This is a genomic window from Pseudomonas sp. IT-P44 (genome assembly GCF_949768225.1).
GTDB lineage: Bacteria > Pseudomonadota > Gammaproteobacteria > Pseudomonadales > Pseudomonadaceae > Aquipseudomonas > Aquipseudomonas migulae.
In genome coordinates, this window is record NZ_CATKQM010000008.1 from 110,636 (window position 1) to 130,142 (window position 19,507).

General features: G+C 58.6%; 20 protein-coding genes. 11 read left to right on the forward strand and 9 right to left on the reverse strand.

The annotated features are described in order from the left end of the window. Nucleotides 1–203: 203 nt before the first annotated feature. On the forward strand, nucleotides 204–1,457 hold the full coding sequence (glyA, locus tag ACM6IO_RS04420) for a serine hydroxymethyltransferase (RefSeq protein ID WP_008028869.1): 1,254 nt from the start codon (nucleotides 204–206) through the stop codon (nucleotides 1,455–1,457). Between the two features lie 8 nt (nucleotides 1,458–1,465). Here glyA and ACM6IO_RS04425 read toward each other — a convergent pair whose 3' ends face one another. Continuing rightward, nucleotides 1,466–1,786, reverse strand: a complete 321-nt coding sequence (locus tag ACM6IO_RS04425) for a hypothetical protein (protein ID WP_414911019.1) — start codon at nucleotides 1,784–1,786, stop codon at nucleotides 1,466–1,468. Between ACM6IO_RS04425 and ACM6IO_RS04430 the strand changes: the two genes are divergently transcribed. The 3 genes from ACM6IO_RS04430 to ACM6IO_RS04440 are packed head-to-tail and all read left to right on the forward strand — an operon-like array spanning nucleotide 1,785 to nucleotide 4,570. Next, complete coding sequence (locus ACM6IO_RS04430) at nucleotides 1,785–3,098, forward strand: C4-dicarboxylate transporter DctA (protein ID WP_008040326.1); 1,314 nt, start codon at nucleotides 1,785–1,787, stop codon at nucleotides 3,096–3,098. The genes ACM6IO_RS04425 and ACM6IO_RS04430 overlap by 2 nt on opposite strands. A gap of 52 nt (nucleotides 3,099–3,150) precedes the next feature. Beyond that, nucleotides 3,151–3,855 (forward strand): FadR/GntR family transcriptional regulator, encoded by a 705-nt coding sequence (locus tag ACM6IO_RS04435; RefSeq protein WP_223555242.1) that lies wholly within the window; start codon nucleotides 3,151–3,153, stop codon nucleotides 3,853–3,855. A 25-nt stretch (nucleotides 3,856–3,880) separates the two neighbouring features. Further along, nucleotides 3,881–4,570, forward strand: a complete 690-nt coding sequence (locus tag ACM6IO_RS04440) for a GntR family transcriptional regulator (protein ID WP_414911020.1) — start codon at nucleotides 3,881–3,883, stop codon at nucleotides 4,568–4,570. A 95-nt stretch (nucleotides 4,571–4,665) separates the two neighbouring features. On the opposite strand, the gene yjiA is transcribed toward ACM6IO_RS04440, so the two are convergent. The 3 genes from yjiA to ACM6IO_RS04455 all read right to left on the reverse strand — a co-directional run bounded on the left by yjiA (nucleotide 4,666) and on the right by ACM6IO_RS04455 (nucleotide 8,078). Continuing rightward, on the reverse strand, nucleotides 4,666–5,637 hold the full coding sequence (gene yjiA, locus ACM6IO_RS04445) for a GTPase (protein WP_414911021.1): 972 nt from the start codon (nucleotides 5,635–5,637) through the stop codon (nucleotides 4,666–4,668). 162 nt (nucleotides 5,638–5,799) lie between these two features. Beyond that, entirely contained in the window at nucleotides 5,800–5,997 is a 198-nt protein-coding gene (locus ACM6IO_RS04450; protein WP_007895266.1) for a YbdD/YjiX family protein, read from the reverse strand. Nucleotides 5,998–6,011: 14 nt separating this feature from the next. After that, complete coding sequence (locus ACM6IO_RS04455) at nucleotides 6,012–8,078, reverse strand: carbon starvation CstA family protein (protein WP_008040323.1); 2,067 nt, start codon at nucleotides 8,076–8,078, stop codon at nucleotides 6,012–6,014. Nucleotides 8,079–8,236: 158 nt separating this feature from the next. On the opposite strand from ACM6IO_RS04455, the gene ACM6IO_RS04460 reads away from it, so the two are divergent. Beyond that, entirely contained in the window at nucleotides 8,237–8,605 is a 369-nt protein-coding gene (locus ACM6IO_RS04460; protein ID WP_008040322.1) for a PilZ domain-containing protein, read from the forward strand. Between the two features lie 132 nt (nucleotides 8,606–8,737). Here ACM6IO_RS04460 and radA read toward each other — a convergent pair whose 3' ends face one another. Continuing rightward, complete coding sequence (gene radA / locus ACM6IO_RS04465; protein ID WP_223557260.1) at nucleotides 8,738–10,105, reverse strand: DNA repair protein RadA; 1,368 nt, start codon at nucleotides 10,103–10,105, stop codon at nucleotides 8,738–8,740. 657 nt (nucleotides 10,106–10,762) lie between these two features. Here radA and mscL point away from each other — a divergent pair. Continuing rightward, nucleotides 10,763–11,179 (forward strand): large-conductance mechanosensitive channel protein MscL, encoded by a 417-nt coding sequence (gene mscL, locus ACM6IO_RS04470; protein ID WP_008040320.1) that lies wholly within the window; start codon nucleotides 10,763–10,765, stop codon nucleotides 11,177–11,179. 42 nt (nucleotides 11,180–11,221) lie between these two features. Here the strand turns inward: mscL and ACM6IO_RS04475 are convergent, their stop codons facing one another. Beyond that, nucleotides 11,222–11,998, reverse strand: a complete 777-nt coding sequence (locus ACM6IO_RS04475; RefSeq protein ID WP_226298075.1) for a ferredoxin--NADP reductase — start codon at nucleotides 11,996–11,998, stop codon at nucleotides 11,222–11,224. A 336-nt stretch (nucleotides 11,999–12,334) separates the two neighbouring features. On the opposite strand from ACM6IO_RS04475, the gene ACM6IO_RS04480 reads away from it, so the two are divergent. Together ACM6IO_RS04480 and ACM6IO_RS04485 are read left to right on the forward strand one after the other, a co-directional pair. Next, nucleotides 12,335–13,066: an autoinducer binding domain-containing protein gene (locus ACM6IO_RS04480; protein WP_414911034.1), complete on the forward strand. Its 732-nt coding sequence runs from the start codon at nucleotides 12,335–12,337 to the stop codon at nucleotides 13,064–13,066. A gap of 150 nt (nucleotides 13,067–13,216) precedes the next feature. Continuing rightward, complete coding sequence (locus ACM6IO_RS04485; protein WP_192228015.1) at nucleotides 13,217–14,341, forward strand: methyltransferase; 1,125 nt, start codon at nucleotides 13,217–13,219, stop codon at nucleotides 14,339–14,341. A 78-nt stretch (nucleotides 14,342–14,419) separates the two neighbouring features. On the opposite strand, the gene ACM6IO_RS04490 is transcribed toward ACM6IO_RS04485, so the two are convergent. The 3 genes from ACM6IO_RS04490 to ACM6IO_RS04500 form a co-directional block, all read right to left on the reverse strand. Further along, nucleotides 14,420–14,587, reverse strand: a complete 168-nt coding sequence (locus ACM6IO_RS04490) for a DUF2474 domain-containing protein (protein ID WP_008028899.1) — start codon at nucleotides 14,585–14,587, stop codon at nucleotides 14,420–14,422. 75 nt (nucleotides 14,588–14,662) lie between these two features. After that, a complete protein-coding gene (gene cydB, locus ACM6IO_RS04495) occupies nucleotides 14,663–15,670 on the reverse strand; it encodes a cytochrome d ubiquinol oxidase subunit II (RefSeq protein WP_008028900.1) in 1,008 nt (335 codons plus the stop codon). A gap of 3 nt (nucleotides 15,671–15,673) precedes the next feature. Next, on the reverse strand, nucleotides 15,674–17,116 hold the full coding sequence (locus ACM6IO_RS04500) for a cytochrome ubiquinol oxidase subunit I (RefSeq protein WP_008040295.1): 1,443 nt from the start codon (nucleotides 17,114–17,116) through the stop codon (nucleotides 15,674–15,676). A gap of 482 nt (nucleotides 17,117–17,598) precedes the next feature. Between ACM6IO_RS04500 and ACM6IO_RS04505 the strand changes: the two genes are divergently transcribed. The 3 genes from ACM6IO_RS04505 to ACM6IO_RS04515 all read left to right on the forward strand — a co-directional run bounded on the left by ACM6IO_RS04505 (nucleotide 17,599) and on the right by ACM6IO_RS04515 (nucleotide 19,503). Continuing rightward, on the forward strand, nucleotides 17,599–18,837 hold the full coding sequence (locus ACM6IO_RS04505) for an MFS transporter (protein ID WP_414911022.1): 1,239 nt from the start codon (nucleotides 17,599–17,601) through the stop codon (nucleotides 18,835–18,837). Between the two features lie 86 nt (nucleotides 18,838–18,923). After that, nucleotides 18,924–19,202 carry a type II toxin-antitoxin system RelE/ParE family toxin gene (locus ACM6IO_RS04510; RefSeq protein ID WP_192228017.1) on the forward strand — a complete coding sequence of 93 codons (279 nt, stop codon included), beginning with the start codon at nucleotides 18,924–18,926 and terminating at the stop codon, nucleotides 19,200–19,202. Between the two features lie 13 nt (nucleotides 19,203–19,215). After that, complete coding sequence (locus tag ACM6IO_RS04515) at nucleotides 19,216–19,503, forward strand: HigA family addiction module antitoxin (RefSeq protein ID WP_192228018.1); 288 nt, start codon at nucleotides 19,216–19,218, stop codon at nucleotides 19,501–19,503. The last annotated feature ends 4 nt before the right edge of the window (nucleotides 19,504–19,507 follow it).

Genomic DNA, 19,507 nt, shown 5'->3' on the forward strand with positions numbered 1-19,507 from the left:
AGATGACCCCTTCGCGGGCAAGCCTCGCTCCTGCGGATATCACCGACTGTAGGAGCGAGGCTTGCCCGCGAAGAGGCCGGCACGATCGCCGCCGATTCCTGCATGAACACCACTTGTCTGCGACATGATGCCCTTTCATATGCCATCTAAATCCCATTGGGTTAGAATGCCCCCCTTTTCTGCCCCGATCCTTGAGGACCGCCATGTTCAGCCGTGATTTGACTATTGCCAAGTACGACGCCGATCTTTTTGCCGCCATGGAGCAAGAAGCTCAGCGCCAGGAAGAACACATCGAGCTGATCGCTTCGGAAAACTACACCAGCCCTGCGGTGATGGAAGCTCAAGGCTCGGTACTGACCAACAAGTACGCCGAAGGCTATCCGGGCAAGCGCTACTACGGTGGTTGCGAGTTCGTCGACGTCGTTGAGCAACTGGCCATCGACCGTGCCAAAGAACTGTTCGGCGCCGATTACGCCAACGTTCAGCCGCACGCCGGTTCGCAAGCCAACAGCGCCGTTTACCTGGCCCTGCTGCAAGCTGGCGACACCATCCTGGGCATGAGCCTGGCTCACGGTGGTCACCTGACCCACGGTGCCAGCGTTTCGTCCTCCGGCAAGCTGTACAACGCCGTTCAGTACGGCATCGACGCCAATGGCCTGATCGACTACGACGAAGTCGAGCGCCTGGCCGTTGAGCACAAGCCGAAAATGATCGTGGCCGGTTTCTCTGCCTACTCGCAGATCCTCGACTTCCCGCGCTTCCGCGCAATCGCTGACAAGGTTGGCGCCTACCTGTTCGTCGACATGGCCCACGTGGCCGGTCTGGTCGCCGCTGGCGTCTACCCGAACCCGGTGCCATTCGCTGACGTCGTGACCACCACCACGCACAAGACCCTGCGCGGTCCACGTGGCGGCCTGATCCTGGCTCGCGCCAACGCCGACATCGAGAAGAAGCTGAACTCCGCAGTATTCCCGGGCGCCCAGGGTGGCCCGCTGGAGCACGTGATCGCTGCCAAAGCGATCTGCTTCAAGGAAGCGCTGCAGCCTGAGTTCAAGGCTTACCAGCAACAAGTGGTGAAAAACGCCCAGGCCATGGCCAGCGTCTTCATCGAGCGCGGTTTCGACGTGGTTTCCGGCGGTACTGAAAACCACCTGTTCCTGCTGTCGCTGATCAAGCAGGAAATCTCCGGTAAAGACGCTGACGCCGCTCTGGGCAAAGCATTCATCACCGTGAACAAGAACTCCGTGCCAAACGATCCACGTTCCCCGTTCGTCACCTCCGGCCTGCGCTTCGGCACTCCGGCTGTGACCACTCGCGGCTTCAAGGAAGCAGAGTGCAAAGAGCTGGCCGGCTGGATCTGCGACATCCTGGCTGACCTGAACAACGAAGCGGTGATCGACGCCGTTCGTGAGAAGGTCAAGGCCATCTGCAAGAAGCTGCCGGTGTACGGCGCTTAATCAGCCCGTTAAACCGTAGTTAGAAAAAACCGGCCAGTGATGGCCGGTTTTTTTTCGCCTGCGTTTTGTAGGAGGTGGCTGGCTGGAGCGCTTGTTCTTGAGCCTTGTAGGGATCTTTCTGGCGCCATCGCCAGCAAGCCGGCTCCTACACAACCAGCTTCGCTGGTCAGACCGGTCATGCCAATTTTCAGGTTTTCACTTGTAATCGTAAAAAAATCCGGCGTAGACTGCGCCTGCACTGGACATACCGGTAAGACCACAATAATTAAGTCCTGAATCTGATGCGCGCAGCGCACGGCAGCCAGGACACCGACCAGGATTCCTCCCATGCTCAGATGGTGCTCGCGTTCAATCTTCCTTCAAGTGGTTCTCGGACTGGTGCTCGGCATCGTCTGCGGGCTGACCCTTCCCGAATACTCCGCCCAGCTCAAACCCCTCGGCGACGGCTTCATCAAACTGATCAAGATGCTCATCGGCCTGATAGTGTTCTGCGTGGTGGTCAGCGGCATCAGCGGCGCCGGCGACCTGAAGAAGGTCGGGCGCATCGGCCTCAAATCGGTGATCTACTTCGAAGTGCTGACTACCATCGCCCTGGTGATTGGCCTGGTGTTCGCCTTCAGCACCGGCATTGGCAGCGGCGCGAACATTCATCTGGAGCAGCTGTCTGCCGCCGACATGGGCGACATCGCCCAGCGCGGCCAGCACATGCACACCACCACGCAGTTCCTGATGGACCTGATTCCGACCTCGGTGATCGGTGCATTTGCCGACAACAACATCCTGCAGGTCCTGCTGTTTTCAGTGCTGTTCGGCAGCGCACTGAACCTGGTGGGCGAAGCCGCGTCGGGCATTTCCCGGCTGATCAATGAGCTGAGCCACGTGATTTTCCGCATCATGGGCATGATCGTGCGCCTGGCGCCGATCGGCGTGTTCGGCGCGATTGCCTTCACCACCAGCAAATATGGCCTGGACTCGCTGCAACACCTTGGCAGTCTGGTCGGTCTTTTCTACCTGACGTGTGTAGCGTTCGTGGCGCTGATTCTCGGCCTGGTGATGCGCCTGTCCGGCCTGCGCATGTGGCCGTTGCTCAAATACCTGCGCGAAGAACTGATGATCGTCATGGGCACCGCGTCGTCCGACGCCGTGCTGCCGCAAATCATGCGCAAGCTCGAACATCTGGGCATCGGCAGTTCGACAGTCGGGCTGGTGATTCCCACCGGTTACTCATTCAACCTCGACGGTTTTTCGATCTACCTGACATTGGCCATTGTGTTCATCGCCAATGCCACGGGCACGCCGTTGGCCATGACTGATTTGCTGACCATTTTGCTGGTGTCACTGATCACCTCCAAAGGGGCTCACGGGATTCCCGGCTCGGCGCTGGTGATTCTGGCAGCGACACTGACGGCCATCCCGGCGATTCCGGTGGTCGGTCTGGTGCTGGTACTGGCGGTGGACTGGTTCATGGGCATCGGCCGCGCGCTGACCAACCTGATCGGCAACTGCGTCGCCACCGTGGCCATCGCCCGATGGGAAAAAGACATCGATATCCAACGCGCAAACAAGGTGCTTTCCGGTCAGGTGGGTTATACCTTCCAGCCTCGAAAACCGGTCGCGCCCGCGCACCAGCAGGAATTTTAAACAACGTGTGCCCGCCTATGGGCGGGCACATTATCGCGACTTGGAGCGAACAGTGATTACCTCGTCAACCGTCGTAAATTCAGTAGTGGAAAAACTTCGTGCCGCGCTGGCACGTGGGCAATGGCGCTCCGGCGAGATGCTGCCAGGGCAACGTGAACTGGCCGAACAACTGGGCATCAGCCGCCCGAGCCTGCGCGAGGCGGTCATCGTCCTAGAAACCCTCGGCCTGGTGCGCTCGATGCCGGGCAAAGGCGTGGTGGTGCTCGATGCCCAACTGGCTGACAGCCAAAGCCACGACAGCGCAGTGGCCGGCGCGAGCCTGGAAGACGTGCTGCAACTGCGCTACACCCTTGAGCCGTTTATCGTCGGTCTGGTGGCGCAGTCGATCAGCAGCAAGGAAGTCGGGCAACTGCGCCTGACCCTGATGGACATGCGCGAAGCCCTGGAGGCGAACGACAGCGAAGCCGGGGTCAACGCCTACATCGCGTTCCACGAAGAGCTATTCACGCTGACCTCGAACCCGATTTTCCAGAGCGTGGTACAGCAGACCAGCAACGCCCTCAAGCAAAGCGCCGAGGTGCTGCGCAACTCCCCCGAGCATCTGGCTGAACGCCTCGAAGAAAACGAAGCCGTGGTACGCGCGATCCGCAGCAAAAACAGCGCCCTGGCGAGTGCCGAAATGCGTCGGCACATTCTTCGCGAAGGCCAGCGGATGGGCATCGAATTGAATATCCCGGACGACAACCTCGGCAGTTGAACCCTCTTGGAACCGGAGACAGGCCATGAACAGCTTCGCTTCAGCGCAAACTCTTGTTGCCCTGCCCTTTCCCGCGCCGACGGATGATCTCTACTCGCGAGTCTTCGACGCCATTCTTGAACAGCGCATCGATGCGGCCAGTCGCTTTACCGAAGAAAGCCTGGCGCAGATGTTCGGCGTTCGCCGCAGTGACATGCGTGGGGTGCTGACGCAGCTGTCCCATCAGCAGATCATCGTGTTGCGCACTCACCATCGTCCCCGAGTCGCTGCGCTCGATCATGAGCAAGTCCGGCAGACGCTGCATGCGCGGCGGCTGACCGAAACCACGGTGGTGCGGCTGGCGTGCCAGCAGCCCCGTGCGCAGGACTTGAAGTGTCTGCGTGGGTTGATTGATCGCGAGCGCCAATGTGCCGCGCATGGCTCGGCGATCAGGTTGGCGGGGGCGTTTCATCTGCAGCTGGCCGAAATGGCGGGGAATGCACCGTTGGCGCATTTTCTGGGCAGCCTGGTGCCACTGACTTCACTGGCGATTGCGCAGTTTGATGTATCGGTGGAGGGTTATTGCGATTGGCGGGTGCATTCCGCGATTCTGGATGCGGTGGAGCGTGGGGATGCGGTGAAGGCGGTCTCGCTGCTAAGCGGGCACCTGGATGATCTTGAGGAAATATTGCTGAACTCAGGACTTGGGCTTAGTCAGGATCGTGTTGCTGGTTAGATCGCTTTCGCGGGCAAGCCTCGCTCCTACGGATATCACCGACTGTAGGAGCGAGGCTTGCCCGCGAAGGCGTTATCACTGACCAACGAAACGATTCAATCCGCCGCCACCCGCGCAAACCCCTCGCGGATCTTCTCTTCCGGCAATTCATCGGCAATAAACACAATCACGCTTTCCCGCGCCTCGCCCTTTGCCCACTCCGTGTCCCAGTCGAAGCCATACAACTTCAGCACACCCTGAAACACCATGCGCCGCGGCTCGCCAAGGATGTTCAGCACGCCTTTGTAGCGCAGCAACTGCTTGCCATGTTCTTCCAGCAGTTCGTTCATGAACTCGCTGAGCTTGTCGATATCCAGCGGCTTGTCGGTGCGCAGCACCAGGCTGGAAATGCGGTCGATGGAAGGCGCTTTGCTGACCGGGCGCAAACTCACGCCGCCACCCAGGTCGGCATTGAGGTTGAAGCCGCGCACATCGAGCAGCTCGGCCAGATCGATCTGGCCGTGGTCGACCACGCGAATCGGCGCGCGACGGTTGATACGGGTCAGGCGCTCGCTCAACGCGGTGAAGGTCGACTCGTCCACCAGATCGCGTTTGCTCACCAGCAAGCGGTCGGCGAAACCAATCTGCGCCTGGGCGATGGTTTGGGTCAGGTGTACGTCGGCGTGCGCTGCATCGACCAACGTGATGATGCCGTCGAGGATGTAACGCTCACGCAGTTCTTCGTCGATGAAGAAGGTTTGCGCCACCGGTGCCGGATCCGCCAGGCCGGTGCACTCGATCACCAGACGGTCGAAGGCGATTTCTCCACTGTCCAGGCGTTCGAGCAACAGGTAGAGCGCCTTGGTCAGGTCGGTGTGGATGGTGCAGCAGACGCAGCCGTTGGACAGCGTCATCACCTGCACCGGCTCGTCGCCCAACAGTTGGGTGTCGATGCCGGCGTCACTGAATTCGTTTTCGATCACGGCGATTTTCAGGCCGTGCTCGGCTTTGAGCAGGTGGCGCAACAGCGTGGTCTTGCCGGCGCCGAGGAAGCCGCTGAGGATCGTGACGGGGATGGGAGAGGACAACTGGAGTCTCCTGCTTTACAAAATTAGAAAACAACATAAAACAAATGTGGGAGCTAGCCTGCTAGCGATGGCGGACTGTCAATCAACAGTGATGTTGAATGTTCAGCCGCCATCGCCAGCAGGCTAGCTCCCACAGGGATTGCTGTTAACCCGACAACCGGGTCAACAGCACTTCGGCCCACCCTTGCCACCGTAACGGGCTTCCTGACGTTCCCGAAAGAACATTTCGTAGCTCATCACCGGTTTGTCCGGGTGTTTGGTCTGCATATGCTCGACGTAGTTGTCGTAGTCGGGCATGCCGACCATCAGGCGCGCGGCCTGACCGAGGTATTTACCGAGGCGACTCAGGTCATTGAACATGCTGCAATCCTCGATTACGCGTCCGGCAAGGCCTGGAATGGCGATTCTTTATCCGTACGCTCTTTTTTACCCCAGGCGGCAATGCCGACCTTGAGTGCATAGAACAGGATACTGAACACCACGAACAGGAACAGCGCGGTCAGCGTTGCGTTGGTGTAGGCGTTGAAAATCACGTGTTGCATCTGGGTGATGTCCTTGGCCGGGGCGAGGATCTGACCGTTGGCCAGCGCATCGCTGTATTTTTTGGCCAGCGACAGGAAGCCGATCGCCGGGTTGGCGTCGAACAGCTTGATGAAGCCGGCGGTGGTGGTGCAGATCAGCAACCAGACCGCTGGCACCATGGTCACCCAGACGTAGCGTTGGCGTTTCATTTTGATCAGCACGACGGTGCCGAGCATCAGCGCGATACCGGCCAGCATCTGGTTGGAGATACCGAACAGCGGCCACAAGGTGTTGATGCCACCCAGCGGGTCGATCACGCCCTGATACAGCAACCAGCCCCACATCGCCACACAACCGGCGGTGGCGATCAGGTTGGCGGTCCAGGATTCGGTGCGTTTCAGCGCCGGCACGAAGGAGCCGAGCAAGTCCTGCAACATGAAGCGACCGGCACGGGTACCGGCATCGACTGCGGTCAGGATGAACAGCGCTTCGAACAGGATCGCGAAGTGGTACCAGAACGCCATGGTGTTTTCACCCGGCAGGACACTGTGCAGGATCTGCGCGATACCGACCGCCAGGGTCGGCGCACCGCCGGCGCGGGCCAGGATGGTGGTTTCACCGATGTCCTTGGCCACCGTTTGCAGCGCTTCCGGAGTAATTGCAAAACCCCAGCTGCTGACAGTTTGTGCAACCGCGACCACGTCACCACCGACGACGGCCGCCGGGCTGTTCATGGCGAAATACACGCCTGGCTCGATCACCGAAGCGGCAACCATCGCCATGATGGCCACGAACGATTCCATCAACATGCCGCCGTAACCGATGTAACGGGCGTTGACCTCGTTATCCAGCAGTTTTGGCGTGGTGCCGGAGGAGATCAGCGCGTGGAAACCCGAGACCGCGCCACAGGCGATGGTGATGAACAGGAACGGGAACAGGCCGCCTTTCCATACCGGACCGGTGCCATCGATGAACTGGGTCAGCGCCGGCATTTTCAGCTCGGGCATGGTGACCAGGATGCCGATCGCCAGTGCGATGATGGTGCCGATTTTGAGGAACGTCGACAGGTAGTCACGCGGGGCCAGAATCAGCCACACCGGCAAAGAGGCAGCGACGAAACCGTAACCGACCAGCATCCAGGTGATCTGCACGCCAGTGAAGGTGAAGGCTTTGGCCCAGACCGGGTCCGCGGCAATCTGCCCGCCCAGCCAGATCGAACCCAGCAGCAACAGCACGCCGACGATGGAGATCTCACCGATGCGGCCCGGGCGGATGTAGCGCATGTAGATGCCCATGAACATCGCGATCGGGATAGTCGCCATCACCGTGAAAATGCCCCACGGGCTCTCGGCCAGGGCTTTTACGACGATCAGAGCCAGCACCGCGAGGATGATGATCATGATCAGGAAGCAGCCGAACAGCGCGATGGTGCCGGGGATGCGGCCCATTTCTTCGCGGACCATGTCGCCCAGGGAGCGGCCGTTGCGGCGGGTGGACATGAACAGGACCATGAAGTCCTGAACCGCACCGGCCAGCACCACACCGGCAATCAGCCACAGCGTGCCGGGCAAGTAGCCCATCTGCGCCGCCAACACCGGACCGACCAATGGCCCTGCGCCGGCAATGGCTGCGAAGTGGTGACCGAAAAGGATGTGTTTGTTGGTCGGGACGTAGTCCAGACCATCATTGTTGAGCACAGCGGGGGTGGCCCGTCGTGAATCGAGTTGCATCACGTTGTTAGCGATGAACAGACTGTAATAACGGTACGCAACCAGATAAATGGCCACGGCAGCGACCACAATCCACAAGGCGTTGATTGCCTCGCCTCGACGCAATGCCACTACGCCAAGGGCGCACGCTCCTACGATTGCCAGCAGCAGCCAGGGTAGGTGGCGTAGCGGGCTATTATTATTTTTCATTTTTTTATTCCAGCCAGGGTGGACAAGAAAGACAGCCACCCCGAGTTTAGCTCTCCTGACGGCAAAGGCCATACCCGACATTGGTCTAGACGCCCGTGTCAGCTGGCAGGCTTTGACAATGCGGGTCTATAGTCAGCGGACATTAAGAGGAATAAGACATGAGCGAACACCCTGCCAATCGCCGCCGCTTCAAACGTATTGCGTTCGATGCCCGAACCGAGCTTTGCCAAGGGGAATTCATCTGGCCAGTGAAGCTGATTGACTTGTCGCTCAAGGGAATACTGATCGAGCGACCCGAGCCGTGGCTGGGCGACCCGAAAAAGATGTTTTCTGTCGACATTCATCTCAGCAAGGACTTTGACATCAAGATGGATGTGCAACTGACGCACGACGATCCTCGCCATTTGGGATTCGTTTGCCGATACATCAGCCTGGAATCCATCGAGCGGCTGCGGCGATTGATCGAGCTCAATCTGGGGGATCCGCAGGAGCTGGAGCGCGAGTTGGGTGCCCTGATCGAAGTCTGAAAACCCGACACCAATCCAATGTGGGAGTGAGCCTGCTCGCGATAGCTGTTTAACATTCAACGATGATGTTGACTGACAGTCCGCTATCGCGAGCAGGCTCGCTCCCACAGGATCGGTGTTCTATCTGGCAGGTTATTCGAACAGGGCGTCGAGGGCCTGTTCGAGGCGGGTAACGGCAATAATCTGCAATCCCGACGGAGACTCCTTCGGCGCATTGCCCTTGGGCACGATGGCCCGTTTGAAGCCGTGCTTGGCCGCTTCTTTCAAGCGTTCCTGCCCGCTCGGCACCGGACGCACTTCGCCAGACAAACCGACTTCGCCGAACACCAGCAGATCATGGGGCAATGGCCGGTTGCGCAAACTGGACATGACCGCCGCCATCAGCGCCAGGTCGGATGCGGTTTCCAACACCTTCACGCCACCCACCACGTTGAGGAACACGTCCTGGTCGTGGGTCGGAATGCCGCCGTGTCGATGCAGAACCGCCAGCAACATCGCCAGTCGGTTCTGATCCAGCCCCAACGTGACCCGACGCGGGTTGGCCAGATGGCTGTCATCCACCAACGCCTGAACCTCCACCAGCATCGGTCGGGTCCCTTCCCACGTTGCCATGACCACACTGCCCGGGACTTCTTCCTGTGCACGAGTAAGAAAAATCGCCGAAGGGTTGGAGACTTCTTTCAAACCCTTGTCGGTCATGCCGAACACGCCCAGTTCGTTGACCGCGCCAAAACGGTTCTTCACCGCCCGCAGCAAGCGCAAGCGACCGTCGGATTCGCCCTCGAAATACAGCACGGTATCGACCATGTGCTCCAGCACGCGCGGTCCGGCCAGCGCACCTTCTTTCGTCACGTGGCCAACCAGAAAAATGGCTGTGCCACTCTGTTTGGCATAACGCACCAGCAAGGCCGCGCTCTCCCGCACCTGGGACACGCCGCCCGGTGCCGATTGCAGCTGCTCGGTGAAAATCGTCTGAATCGAGTCGATCACCATGACCTTGGGCTTTTCGACCCGGGCGGTGGCTATGATGGTTTCGATGCAGGTTTCGGTCATGACCCGCAGTTGATCCTGCGGTAATCCCAGGCGTCGGGCGCGCATGGCCACTTGCTGCTGGGACTCTTCGCCCGTGACGTACAACGCCGGCATGCTCTTGGCGAGGTTGCACAAGGTTTGCAAGAGGATGGTTGATTTGCCGATGCCCGGATCACCGCCGATCAAAACCACCGAACCGTCCACCAGCCCGCCACCCAGGACGCGATCGAGCTCACTGGATGCAGTGGAAAAGCGCGGTATTTCTTCGACGCTGACTTCGGCCAGGGTCTTGATCTGTGCCTGTTGGCCGGTCCAGCCGGTGCGGCCGCTGGGGGCTGCGGCACCGCCGCTCTCGACCATGGTTTCGGTCAAGGTGTTCCAGGCCCCGCACTCGCCGCACTGGCCGGCCCACTTGGGGAAGGTTGAGCCGCACTCGGTGCAGCCGTACATGCGTTTGGCCTTGGCCATCTGAACTCCCGGCAAAAACCGCGATGATAGCTCAGCTGGGCTGGATCAGTGCGACGGAGTTGCCAAATGGAATTGTGCGGCAACTTGTTCGATTCTCGAGACAACGACAGCGTTGCAACTTTCATAACTTGTACAACGCGCTGCCAAAATAACTCGACCAACGTTAAATCCAAAACCCACAAAGCTGTACAACTCTTAACACTCTGCAAACTTAACGTACAACATCACCTAACAAACCAAGAGTTTAATACTGAAAATCAAATCGATGGCTTTACGGCATCACGCATTCTGTGTTTTTCCAGCCACTATTTTCCGAACCAGGAACTTATACTTGAAGTTAACCGCTGTAAAACTTATAGCACGCACTCTCCCATTACACTCAACAAGTCGCTCCTGTGACGCACGCACTTTTGATAAGGACCACCACCTCCATCGCTGATCAGCGCAAGCGACTGAATGACGAACAACACCCTTCAGATGGATAGCGGGCACACACCTGAAAAACGCAGATCAATGCACCAATGATGGCATTTTGAAAACTTTTTACCGTTGCCCCGGTCGATAGCAGGCAAGCGCTGTAAGCAGTTGTTTCGGGCAAGAACCATTTGGCTGATTTACACTGCGTTACCAACCTCATCTGTAACAAGGAAATAACCTATGGGCGTGCTAAATGAGTTCAAGGCCTTCGCGGTAAAAGGCAACGTGGTCGACATGGCCGTCGGTATCATCATCGGTGCCGCCTTCGGCAAGATCGTTTCGTCGTTTGTCGGCGACGTGGTCATGCCGCCAATCGGCCTGCTGATCGGTGGGGTGGATTTCAGTGATCTCGCCATTACGCTCAAGGCCGCCAGCGGCGACGCCCCCGCAGTGGTGCTGGCGTACGGTAAATTCATCCAGAGCATGATCGACTTCATCATCGTCGCGTTCGCGATTTTCATGGGCGTCAAAGCCATCAATCGCTTGAAGCGCGAAGAAGCCGTTGCGCCCACCCTGCCGCCGGTTCCGACCAAGGAAGAGGAGCTGTTGGGTGAAATTCGCGATCTGTTGAAGGCTCAGAACAATCGGCCAGAATGATCTGATGCAGGTAAAAACGGCGCCTTCGAGGCGCCGTTTTTTTTACCAGTAGTTTTCCACCGCCACGTGCCCGGGGCGTCGGCTGAGACTCAAGTGCATGTCACGCTGTTTGAGCAGTTTTCGCGTGTCATCGATCATCTGCGGGTTACCACACAGCATGACCCGCGAATGCTCGGACGTCATTGCCACACCCGCCGCCCGCTCCAGTTCGCTACTCTCGATCAAGGTGGTGATCCGGCCATTCAAGGCACCTGGATGCTGCTCGCGGGTGACGGTGGCAATGTATTGAAACTTGTGCGCGTACTCGGCCAGATAGTCACGCTGCATCAATTCCGCGATCAGTTCCTGATACGCCAGCTCCCGGGCTTCGCGCACGCTGTAGACCAGGATGATTCGCTCGAACTTCTCCCAGACCTCGAAGTCCTGCAGGATCGACAGAAACGGCGCCACGCCCGTGCCGGTGGATAACAACCAGAGATCCCGCCCATCGATGAAGCGATCAAGCGTCAGGTATCCAAAGGCTTGGCGGTCGACCAGCAGCGTATCGTCGACGCCCAGCCGACTCAGCTCACTGGTGAACTCGCCCCCCGGCACCACGATGGAAAAGAATTCGAGGAACTCGTCGTAAGGCGAAGACACCATGGAATAGGCACGCCAAACAACGCTGCCGTCAGCCTTGGTCACGCCCAGCCGGGCGAATTGCCCCGCACGAAAACGAAAGCCCGGATCCCGCGTCGTGCGCAGGGTGAACAGGCTCGGGGTCAACGGCTTGACGTCGAGCAGGGTCTGGCGCGTGAATTTTTCTGCACTGGCAGTCATGGTGCGCTCCATTCAACAGATTGCATCCAGTGTCCCGCAAAGCGGGAAAAACAAACACCGATGATTTGTAGTGTCTTTAATTATCAACCTGAACATTACAAAGAGTATTTGATCTTTTCAGACGTACCATTCAGTTAATAAAACGGCCAATGAAATTAAACTCGACATTCAAAACCCGCCGCATTTTTAAAAATCCCATTAGAACTTGATATTTATTTTTTAAAGCGCAGTAAAGCCAAAAAATCTCACCTTTATGTACGAATCATCCTACACTCGGCTCGTGCAGGATTTCGGATCCAATCAGCACCCCGGCAGATTGTAAAATGGAGATACATGATGGAGCGGTGGAAGGAGTCACAACTCAACCAACTATCGAGCACGAAGCATATTGATGCCGCGTACCCGATCGCACTTGAATTCGCGAAAAACATCGGGTTTAAATTTTTCGCTTTTTCAACTACTTATCAAACAAAAAGCAACCAGCTCAATACTATCCGACACAACAATTACCCAACCATCTGGAACACGTATTATGAACAGAAAAACTTAAGCTCGGTGGACCCGGTAGTGGCTCATTGCAATCACTCAATGCTGCCCATTATGTGGAGCGAAACGCTTTTCTCCAAGGTTCCTTCCCTGTGGGAGGCCCTGGAAACGCATGGTTTGCAGCACGGCTGGTCACAATCGCTGCATGACGAAGAGAGCGGCCTGTGCAGTATTCTGAGCCTGGCAAGGAGCCATTACCCGATCACGGCCCTGGAGCTGTATGAAAACCTCGGTTTCTCGGTGTTCATGTGCCGTCATCTTCATGCGTTGATCGCACAATCGTTGCCCAGGAAAATGCTGAAACCACCCGCTCCACATTTATCTCCACGGGAAATCGACGTATTGGAACTGGCGGCAGCCGGCAAGACGGCTGAAGAAAGCGCGCGAATTCTTAACCTGAGCGCACGGACCATCCATTTCCACATTCAAAGCGTGATTTTGAAACTCGGGGTCAGCAACAAGATTGCCGCGATCATCGCCGCGATCAAGGCCGGTCACCTCAAAAGCACCTCGACACGTTGATCGATTAAAACCTGCGAGTAACGTACCATTTGCGATTCCTCCTGAGTGTTGACGTGTGAACCTTCACGACGCAGTGCACTCGGACGGCCTCGCCCGCTACAACGCCCCTGGGCCGCGGGATACCCGTTGATTTACCCAGAGCCCCGCCCCATGCCTTTGCTCGAAACACCCTTCGCCCGCCTCGACCTGATCCGCCAGCCAGAACAGCAGAACGAACCGCTGCAAGCGTTTGATGCCGCCGACGAATACCTGCTCAATCACCTGGCCGAACAACAACCGGCTCCGGATACGCGTGTTTTGGTGCTCAACGACAGCTTTGGCGCATTGGCTGCCAGCCTCGCGGGCAAGGTTCAGGTGACCAGCAGCGGCGACTCGTTCCTGGCCTTTCAAGGCCTGGAAAAAAATCTGATCCGTAACGCTCAGGCATTTGATGCCGTGCCTCGCGTACCTGCCAGCGAAGCGTTTAGCGGCCCGTTTGATCGGGTCCTGATTCGTGTACCGAAAACCCTGGCCTTGCTGGAAGAACAACTGATCCGTCTGCAAAGCCAACTGGCGCCCGGCGCCCAAGTGATTGCCGGCGCCATGATCAAGCATCTGCCACGCGCCGCCGGGGATTTGCTGGAGCGCTACATCGGTCCGGTTCAAGCCTCGCTGGCGGTGAAAAAGGCTCGGCTGTTGATGGCCACCGCTGAAGCCAAAGCACCCGCGACGTCGCCCTACCCGACTCGCTATCAGCTCGATGCGCCGGCGATTGAACTGCTCAACCACGCCAATGTGTTCTGCCGCGAAGGGCTGGATATCGGTACCCGAGCCTTTTTGCCGCACTTGCCGACAAACCTCGGCGCGGCACGGGTCGCGGATCTGGGCTGCGGTAATGGCGTGTTGGCCATTGCCAGCGCTCTGCAAAACCCGCAGGCGCACTACACGCTGGTGGACGAATCCTTCATGGCCGTGCAATCGGCCGCCGAAAACTGGCGCGCGGCGCTGGGTGACCGGGACGTGATCGTGCGTGCCGGGGATGGTCTGGCCGGGCAGGAGCCGCAGTCACTGGACGTGGTGCTGTGCAACCCCCCGTTTCACCAACAACAAGTCGTGGGCGATTTCCTCGCCTGGCGGATGTTCCAGCAAGCGCGCGAAGCGCTGGTGGTGGGCGGCGCGCTGTACATCGTCGGCAACCGTCATCTGGGTTATCACAGCAAACTGGCGCGGTTGTTCCGTGGCGTCGAACAAGTGGCGGCCACACCGAAGTTCGTGATCCTCAAAGCCCGAAAATAATCCCGGACAAAAAAAACCCTCCAGCGCAGGAGGGTTGTAAATCCGTGCCGCAAGGCATCGGGATGGGATTTTGCGAATTCAGTGGGTCGACAGGCCTGCGGCATTCATGAACATGCGCATCAGGCTCGCAACGATGAACAGCGCTACCACGCTGCCGGCCCAGATCATCGCCAGCCAGCCAAGCCGCTGCCAGAGCGGCTTTTTCTCTGCGGCCTGGATTTCTTCCAAAGTGTGTTTACCAGTCATGGCGTTCCAACCCTCCTCTTCAAGGTTGATGGCGTCAGTGATGACGCCATCGCGAGCAAGCTTGCTCCTACAGGATTAGTGGTAACCATCTTCATGGGTGACCTTGCCGCGGAACACGTAGTAGCTCCAGAAGGTGTAACCCAGGATGAACGGGATGATGAACAAGGTGCCGACCAGCATGAAGCCCTGGCTTTGCGGCGGTGCGGCGGCGTCCCAGATCGAGATCGACGGCGGCACGATGTTCGGCCACAGGCTGATGCCCAGACCGCTGTAGCCGAGGAAGATCAGCACCAGCGTCAGCAGGAACGGCGTGTAGTGCGCATTGCGAGCCACAGCGCGGATCAGGCCGTACATGGTCACCAACACCAGAATCGGCACCGGCAGGAACCAGAACAGATTCGGCAACGTGAACCAGCGCGCGGCGATTTCCGCGTGAGCCAGCGGCGTCCAGATGCTGACGATACCAATCACCGCCAGCACCACGAACGCCAGCGGCCGCGCCAGGTTGTGCATCTGTTCCTGCAACTTGCCTTCGGTTTTCATGATCAGCCAAGTGCAACCGAGCAGCGCATAAGCCACCACCAACGCCACGCCGCAGAACATCGTGAACGGTGTCAGCCAATCCAGTGACCCGCCGGCGAACTGACGGTTGACCACCGGCAGCCCATCGATGAACGCACCCAACGCGACACCCTGGAAAAAGGTCGCGGCGATGGAGCCTCCAATGAACGCCTTGTCCCAGAGGTGGCGCTTGTCGTCCTTGGCCTTGAAGCGGAACTCGAACGCCACGCCGCGAAAGATCAGCCCGATCAGCATGAAAATCAGCGGCAGGTACAGCGCCGAGAGCACCACCGAATACGCCAGCGGGAAGGCGCCGAACAGCGCCGCACCGCCCAGCACCAGCCAGGTCTCATTGCCGTCCCAGACCGGTGCGACGGTGTTCATCATTACGTCACGGTCGGTCTTGCCCGGAATGAACGGGAAGAGAATCCCGATCCCCAGGTCGAAGCCGTCCATGACCACGTACATCATGATGCCGAAGATGATGATCACGGCCCAGATCAGCGGAAGATCAATACCCATGACTCAAATCTCCTTGGTCAGGCTGGGGCTGTGGTCGTTTTCGGCGCCATCATCGTCAGCCGCAGACAGGGGACGCGCCGGTGTGCGTTTCTGGCCGGGACCACCGTCGTTGGTTTCCTTGCCTTCGTCGATCTTCGGCCCTTTGCGCACCAGGCGCATCATGTAGCCCAGACCGGCACCGAACAGCGCGAAATAGACCACGACGAACAGGATCAGCGTGATGCTCATCTGCATGAAGCTGTGATTGGAGGACGCATCCGCCGTGCGCATCAGGCCGTAGACGACCCAAGGCTGACGGCCGATTTCAGTGGTAAACCAACCGGCGAGGATCGCGATCAGGCCGGACGGCCCCATCCACAATGCCAGGTACAGGAACGGTCGCGAGGTATACAGCTTGTCGCTTTTGCGCAGCCACAGGCTCCACAGACCGGTAAAGATCATCAGCATGCCCAAGCCGACCATGATCCGGAACGACCAGAACACGATGGTCGAATTCGGCCGGTCTTCCGGCGGGAACTCCTTGAGCGCCGGCACCTGTTTGTCCAGCGAGTGCGTGAGGATCAGGCTGCCCAGGTACGGAATCTCGACGGCGAACTTGGTCCTCTCTTCTTTCATGTCCGGCCAGCCGAACAGGATCAGCGGGGTCGGTTCATCACCGTGGTTTTCCCAGTGGCCTTCGATCGCGGCGATTTTCGCCGGTTGATGCTTCAACGTATTGAGACCGTGGAAGTCACCGATGACCGCCTGAATCGGCGCGACGATCAAGGCCATCCACATGGCCATCGAGAGCATGGTACGGATCGCCGGGTTGTCCTTGCCGCGCAGTAAATGCCAGGCCGCCGAGGAACCGACGAAGAATGCGGTCGCGACAAACGCGGCCGTCGCCATGTGCATCAGGCGGTACGGGAACGACGGGTTGAAGATCACCGCCAGCCAGTCGGTTGGAATGACCTGGCCGTTGACGATTTCGAAGCCCTGCGGGGTCTGCATCCAGCTGTTGGACGCGAGAATCCAGAAGGTCGAGATCAGCGTGCCGATGGCGACCATGACCGTGGCGAAGAAGTGCAGATTGCGCCCGACCTTGTTCCAGCCGAACAGCATGACCCCAAGGAAACCGGCTTCAAGGAAGAACGCGGTCAGTACTTCGTACGTCAGCAACGGCCCGGTGACAGAACCGGCGAAGTCCGAAAAACGGCTCCAGTTGGTGCCGAACTGATAGGCCATGACCAGCCCGGAGACCACGCCCATGCCGAAGTTGACGGCAAAGATCTTCGACCAGAAGTGGTACAGATCGCGGTAGGTGTCGTTATTGGTTTTCAGCCACAGGCCTTCGAGTACCGCCAGGTAACTCGCCAGACCAATGGTGATGGCCGGGAACAGGATGTGGAACGAGATGGTGAACGCGAACTGAATTCGGGCGAGATCAAGCGCCTCCAAACCGAACATAAGTCTTCCTCTGTCAGGTAATACCGGCTGAAGGCTTGCGGCCTACACCCACGGCCCCCACGAATAGGAGTGTGGCGAATTTGAATTCGTTCTTCTTTTTACAAACATCACACGTAGGGAGTCTGGCCATCTGGCCACCAGATCAATTCCACAAAGGCCTTGATCTGGATCAAGCATGGGTAAAAGAGTAGTCCGGTTTTTGGCGATGGACGGTGTGGTCTTTTGCCGCGTGACAGGTTGCCTCATAGTCACAGTCATAGCTGGCAACACATTCCTGTGGGAGCGGGCTTGCTCGCGAAGGCGGCATACCTGCCGATATCCATGTCGCGTGACACACCGCCTTCGCGAGCAAGCCCGCTCCCACAGGGTATTGCGGTATTCCTTCAGATCGGTGTCTAGCTAACTAAATTTCCCGCCTCTGCAACTTCTGGTTACAGGTTGGTGATAATCTCGGGCCTCCCCTCGCTCAAGATCTGCCTCCGATGCCCAGCCAAGCGCCTTTGCTGTTACGTCATCACCGCCCTTTCATCGCGTTCTGGCTGGCTCGGGTATTTACCGCCAGCGGCTTTCAGATGCTCACCGTGGCCATCGGCTGGAACCTCTATCAACTGACCGGCAACGTGCTGGATCTGGGCCTGGTCGGTCTGGTGGAGTTTGCCCCGCGCGTGCTGTTCATGTTGCACACCGGGCATGTCGCCGACCGCTACGACCGGCGTAAAGTCGCGGCGATCTGTCAGTCGCTGCAAGCCTTGATTGCCTTGACGCTGGCGATTGGCGGCGCCACCGGCCATGTCACCCGGGAAATGATCTTCATCCTCGCGTTTCTGCTCGGCGCCGCGCGCTCCTTCGAGATGCCGACCACCCAGGCGCTGCTGCCAAGTATCGTTCCCTCCGCCCTGTTCCCCCGCGCCGTTGCCGCTGCACAGTCCGCCCAACAATCGGCGACCATCGTCGCACCGGCCCTCGGCGGCTTGCTGTATGCCTTTGGCAGCGTCTGGGTCTACGGCCCGACCGTGATTCTCTATGTGATCGCCTGCCTGCTGATGCTCAACCTGCCCGCGCGGCAAACGCCGTTGAACAAAGGCAAGGCCACCCTGGATTCGCTGCTGGCGGGTATTCGCTTCATTCGCAGCCGACCGGACATTCTCGGGGCGATTTCTCTGGATCTGTTTGCCGTGCTGCTCGGCGGCGCGACGGCCTTGCTGCCGGTGTTTGCCAAGGACATTCTGCTGACCGGGCCATGGGGCCTGGGCTTGTTGCGTTCGGCTCCGGCAGTGGGCGCGTTGCTGATGTCGCTGTGGCTGGCGCGGTTCTCCGTGGATCGCAAGGTCGGTCGGGTGATGTTTACCGCTGTCGGTGTATTCGGCGTCGCGATCATTGCGTTCGGCCTGTCCACTTCATTCTGGTTCTCGCTGGCGGTGCTGGTCGTGTTGGGCGCAGCAGACATGATCAGCATGGTGATCCGCGCGTCCTTCGTGCAACTGGAAACCCCGGATGAAATGCGTGGCCGGGTCAGCGCCGTCAACGGCCTGTTCATCGGCGCTTCGAACCAGCTGGGCGAATTCGAATCCGGTCTCACCGCCCATTGGTTCGGCACCGTGCCGGCGGTGGTCATGGGCGGCATCGGCACGCTGGTGGTGACCGGGGTCTGGATCAAACTGTTTCCGACCCTGGCCAACCGGGATCGCATGCATGTGCCTGCGGAAGAAGCCAAGGTTTGAAATACTGAGGCAGAGCACAAATTTGCCGACCAGGTGCAATACATAGATAGTGCATTGAGTGTAATGTAACGCCTTACACTCAACCCATGATCAAATCCTTTCAGCACAAAGGCCTTCGCGGTTTCTATGAAACAGGTTCGACGCGTGGAATCCGGGCAGACCATGCAAAGCGTCTGTCTCGGATGCTGCAATTCATGGACCGCGCAATGGCACCGGGTGACCTCGATCTACCGGGATGGCGATTACACCCGCTCAGGGGCGAATTGGCCGAGTTCTGGGCACTGAGCGTTTCAGGAAACTGGCGGGTTATTTTTCGTTTTATCGGTTCGGATATCGAGTTGGTCGACTATCTGGACTACCACTGACAGGAGGCAGGACATGCCCTTGCACAACCCGCCACACCCTGGCGAAACACTGTTGATGGACGTCCTGCCCGAACTGGGCATCAGCGTGACGGAACTTGCCCGGCATTTGGGGTTTGCACGCCCTCACCTTTCGCGGGTGCTGCATGGCCATGCGCCGATCAGTCCAGACCTGGCAGTCCGTCTGGAGCGGGCCGGAATTGGTAAGGCGCGGATGTGGCTAGGGGTTCAGACCGACTACGATCTCTGGCAAGCAGAGCAGCGGGAGCAACCGGTCATCAAACCCCTCGCCGTTCACGCCTGACACG

What these genes read in the sequence shown, in the direction of transcription:
- glyA (WP_008028869.1), top strand. Translation starts at nt 204, where the DNA reads ATGTTCAGCCGTGATTTGACTATTGCCAAGTACGACGCCGATCTTTTT.
- ACM6IO_RS04430 (WP_008040326.1), top strand. Translation starts at nt 1,785, where the DNA reads ATGCTCAGATGGTGCTCGCGTTCAATCTTCCTTCAAGTGGTTCTCGGA.
- ACM6IO_RS04425 (WP_414911019.1), bottom strand. Translation starts at nt 1,786, where the DNA reads ATGGGAGGAATCCTGGTCGGTGTCCTGGCTGCCGTGCGCTGCGCGCAT.
- ACM6IO_RS04440 (WP_414911020.1), top strand. Translation starts at nt 3,881, where the DNA reads ATGAACAGCTTCGCTTCAGCGCAAACTCTTGTTGCCCTGCCCTTTCCC.
- ACM6IO_RS04450 (WP_007895266.1), bottom strand. Translation starts at nt 5,997, where the DNA reads ATGTTCAATGACCTGAGTCGCCTCGGTAAATACCTCGGTCAGGCCGCG.
- ACM6IO_RS04455 (WP_008040323.1), bottom strand. Translation starts at nt 8,078, where the DNA reads ATGAAAAATAATAATAGCCCGCTACGCCACCTACCCTGGCTGCTGCTG.
- ACM6IO_RS04460 (WP_008040322.1), top strand. Translation starts at nt 8,237, where the DNA reads ATGAGCGAACACCCTGCCAATCGCCGCCGCTTCAAACGTATTGCGTTC.
- radA (WP_223557260.1), bottom strand. Translation starts at nt 10,105, where the DNA reads ATGGCCAAGGCCAAACGCATGTACGGCTGCACCGAGTGCGGCTCAACC.
- mscL (WP_008040320.1), top strand. Translation starts at nt 10,763, where the DNA reads ATGGGCGTGCTAAATGAGTTCAAGGCCTTCGCGGTAAAAGGCAACGTG.
- ACM6IO_RS04475 (WP_226298075.1), bottom strand. Translation starts at nt 11,998, where the DNA reads ATGACTGCCAGTGCAGAAAAATTCACGCGCCAGACCCTGCTCGACGTC.
- ACM6IO_RS04480 (WP_414911034.1), top strand. Translation starts at nt 12,335, where the DNA reads ATGGAGCGGTGGAAGGAGTCACAACTCAACCAACTATCGAGCACGAAG.
- ACM6IO_RS04485 (WP_192228015.1), top strand. Translation starts at nt 13,217, where the DNA reads ATGCCTTTGCTCGAAACACCCTTCGCCCGCCTCGACCTGATCCGCCAG.
- ACM6IO_RS04490 (WP_008028899.1), bottom strand. Translation starts at nt 14,587, where the DNA reads ATGACTGGTAAACACACTTTGGAAGAAATCCAGGCCGCAGAGAAAAAG.
- cydB (WP_008028900.1), bottom strand. Translation starts at nt 15,670, where the DNA reads ATGGGTATTGATCTTCCGCTGATCTGGGCCGTGATCATCATCTTCGGC.
- ACM6IO_RS04500 (WP_008040295.1), bottom strand. Translation starts at nt 17,116, where the DNA reads ATGTTCGGTTTGGAGGCGCTTGATCTCGCCCGAATTCAGTTCGCGTTC.
- ACM6IO_RS04505 (WP_414911022.1), top strand. Translation starts at nt 17,599, where the DNA reads ATGCCCAGCCAAGCGCCTTTGCTGTTACGTCATCACCGCCCTTTCATC.
- ACM6IO_RS04510 (WP_192228017.1), top strand. Translation starts at nt 18,924, where the DNA reads ATGATCAAATCCTTTCAGCACAAAGGCCTTCGCGGTTTCTATGAAACA.
- ACM6IO_RS04515 (WP_192228018.1), top strand. Translation starts at nt 19,216, where the DNA reads ATGCCCTTGCACAACCCGCCACACCCTGGCGAAACACTGTTGATGGAC.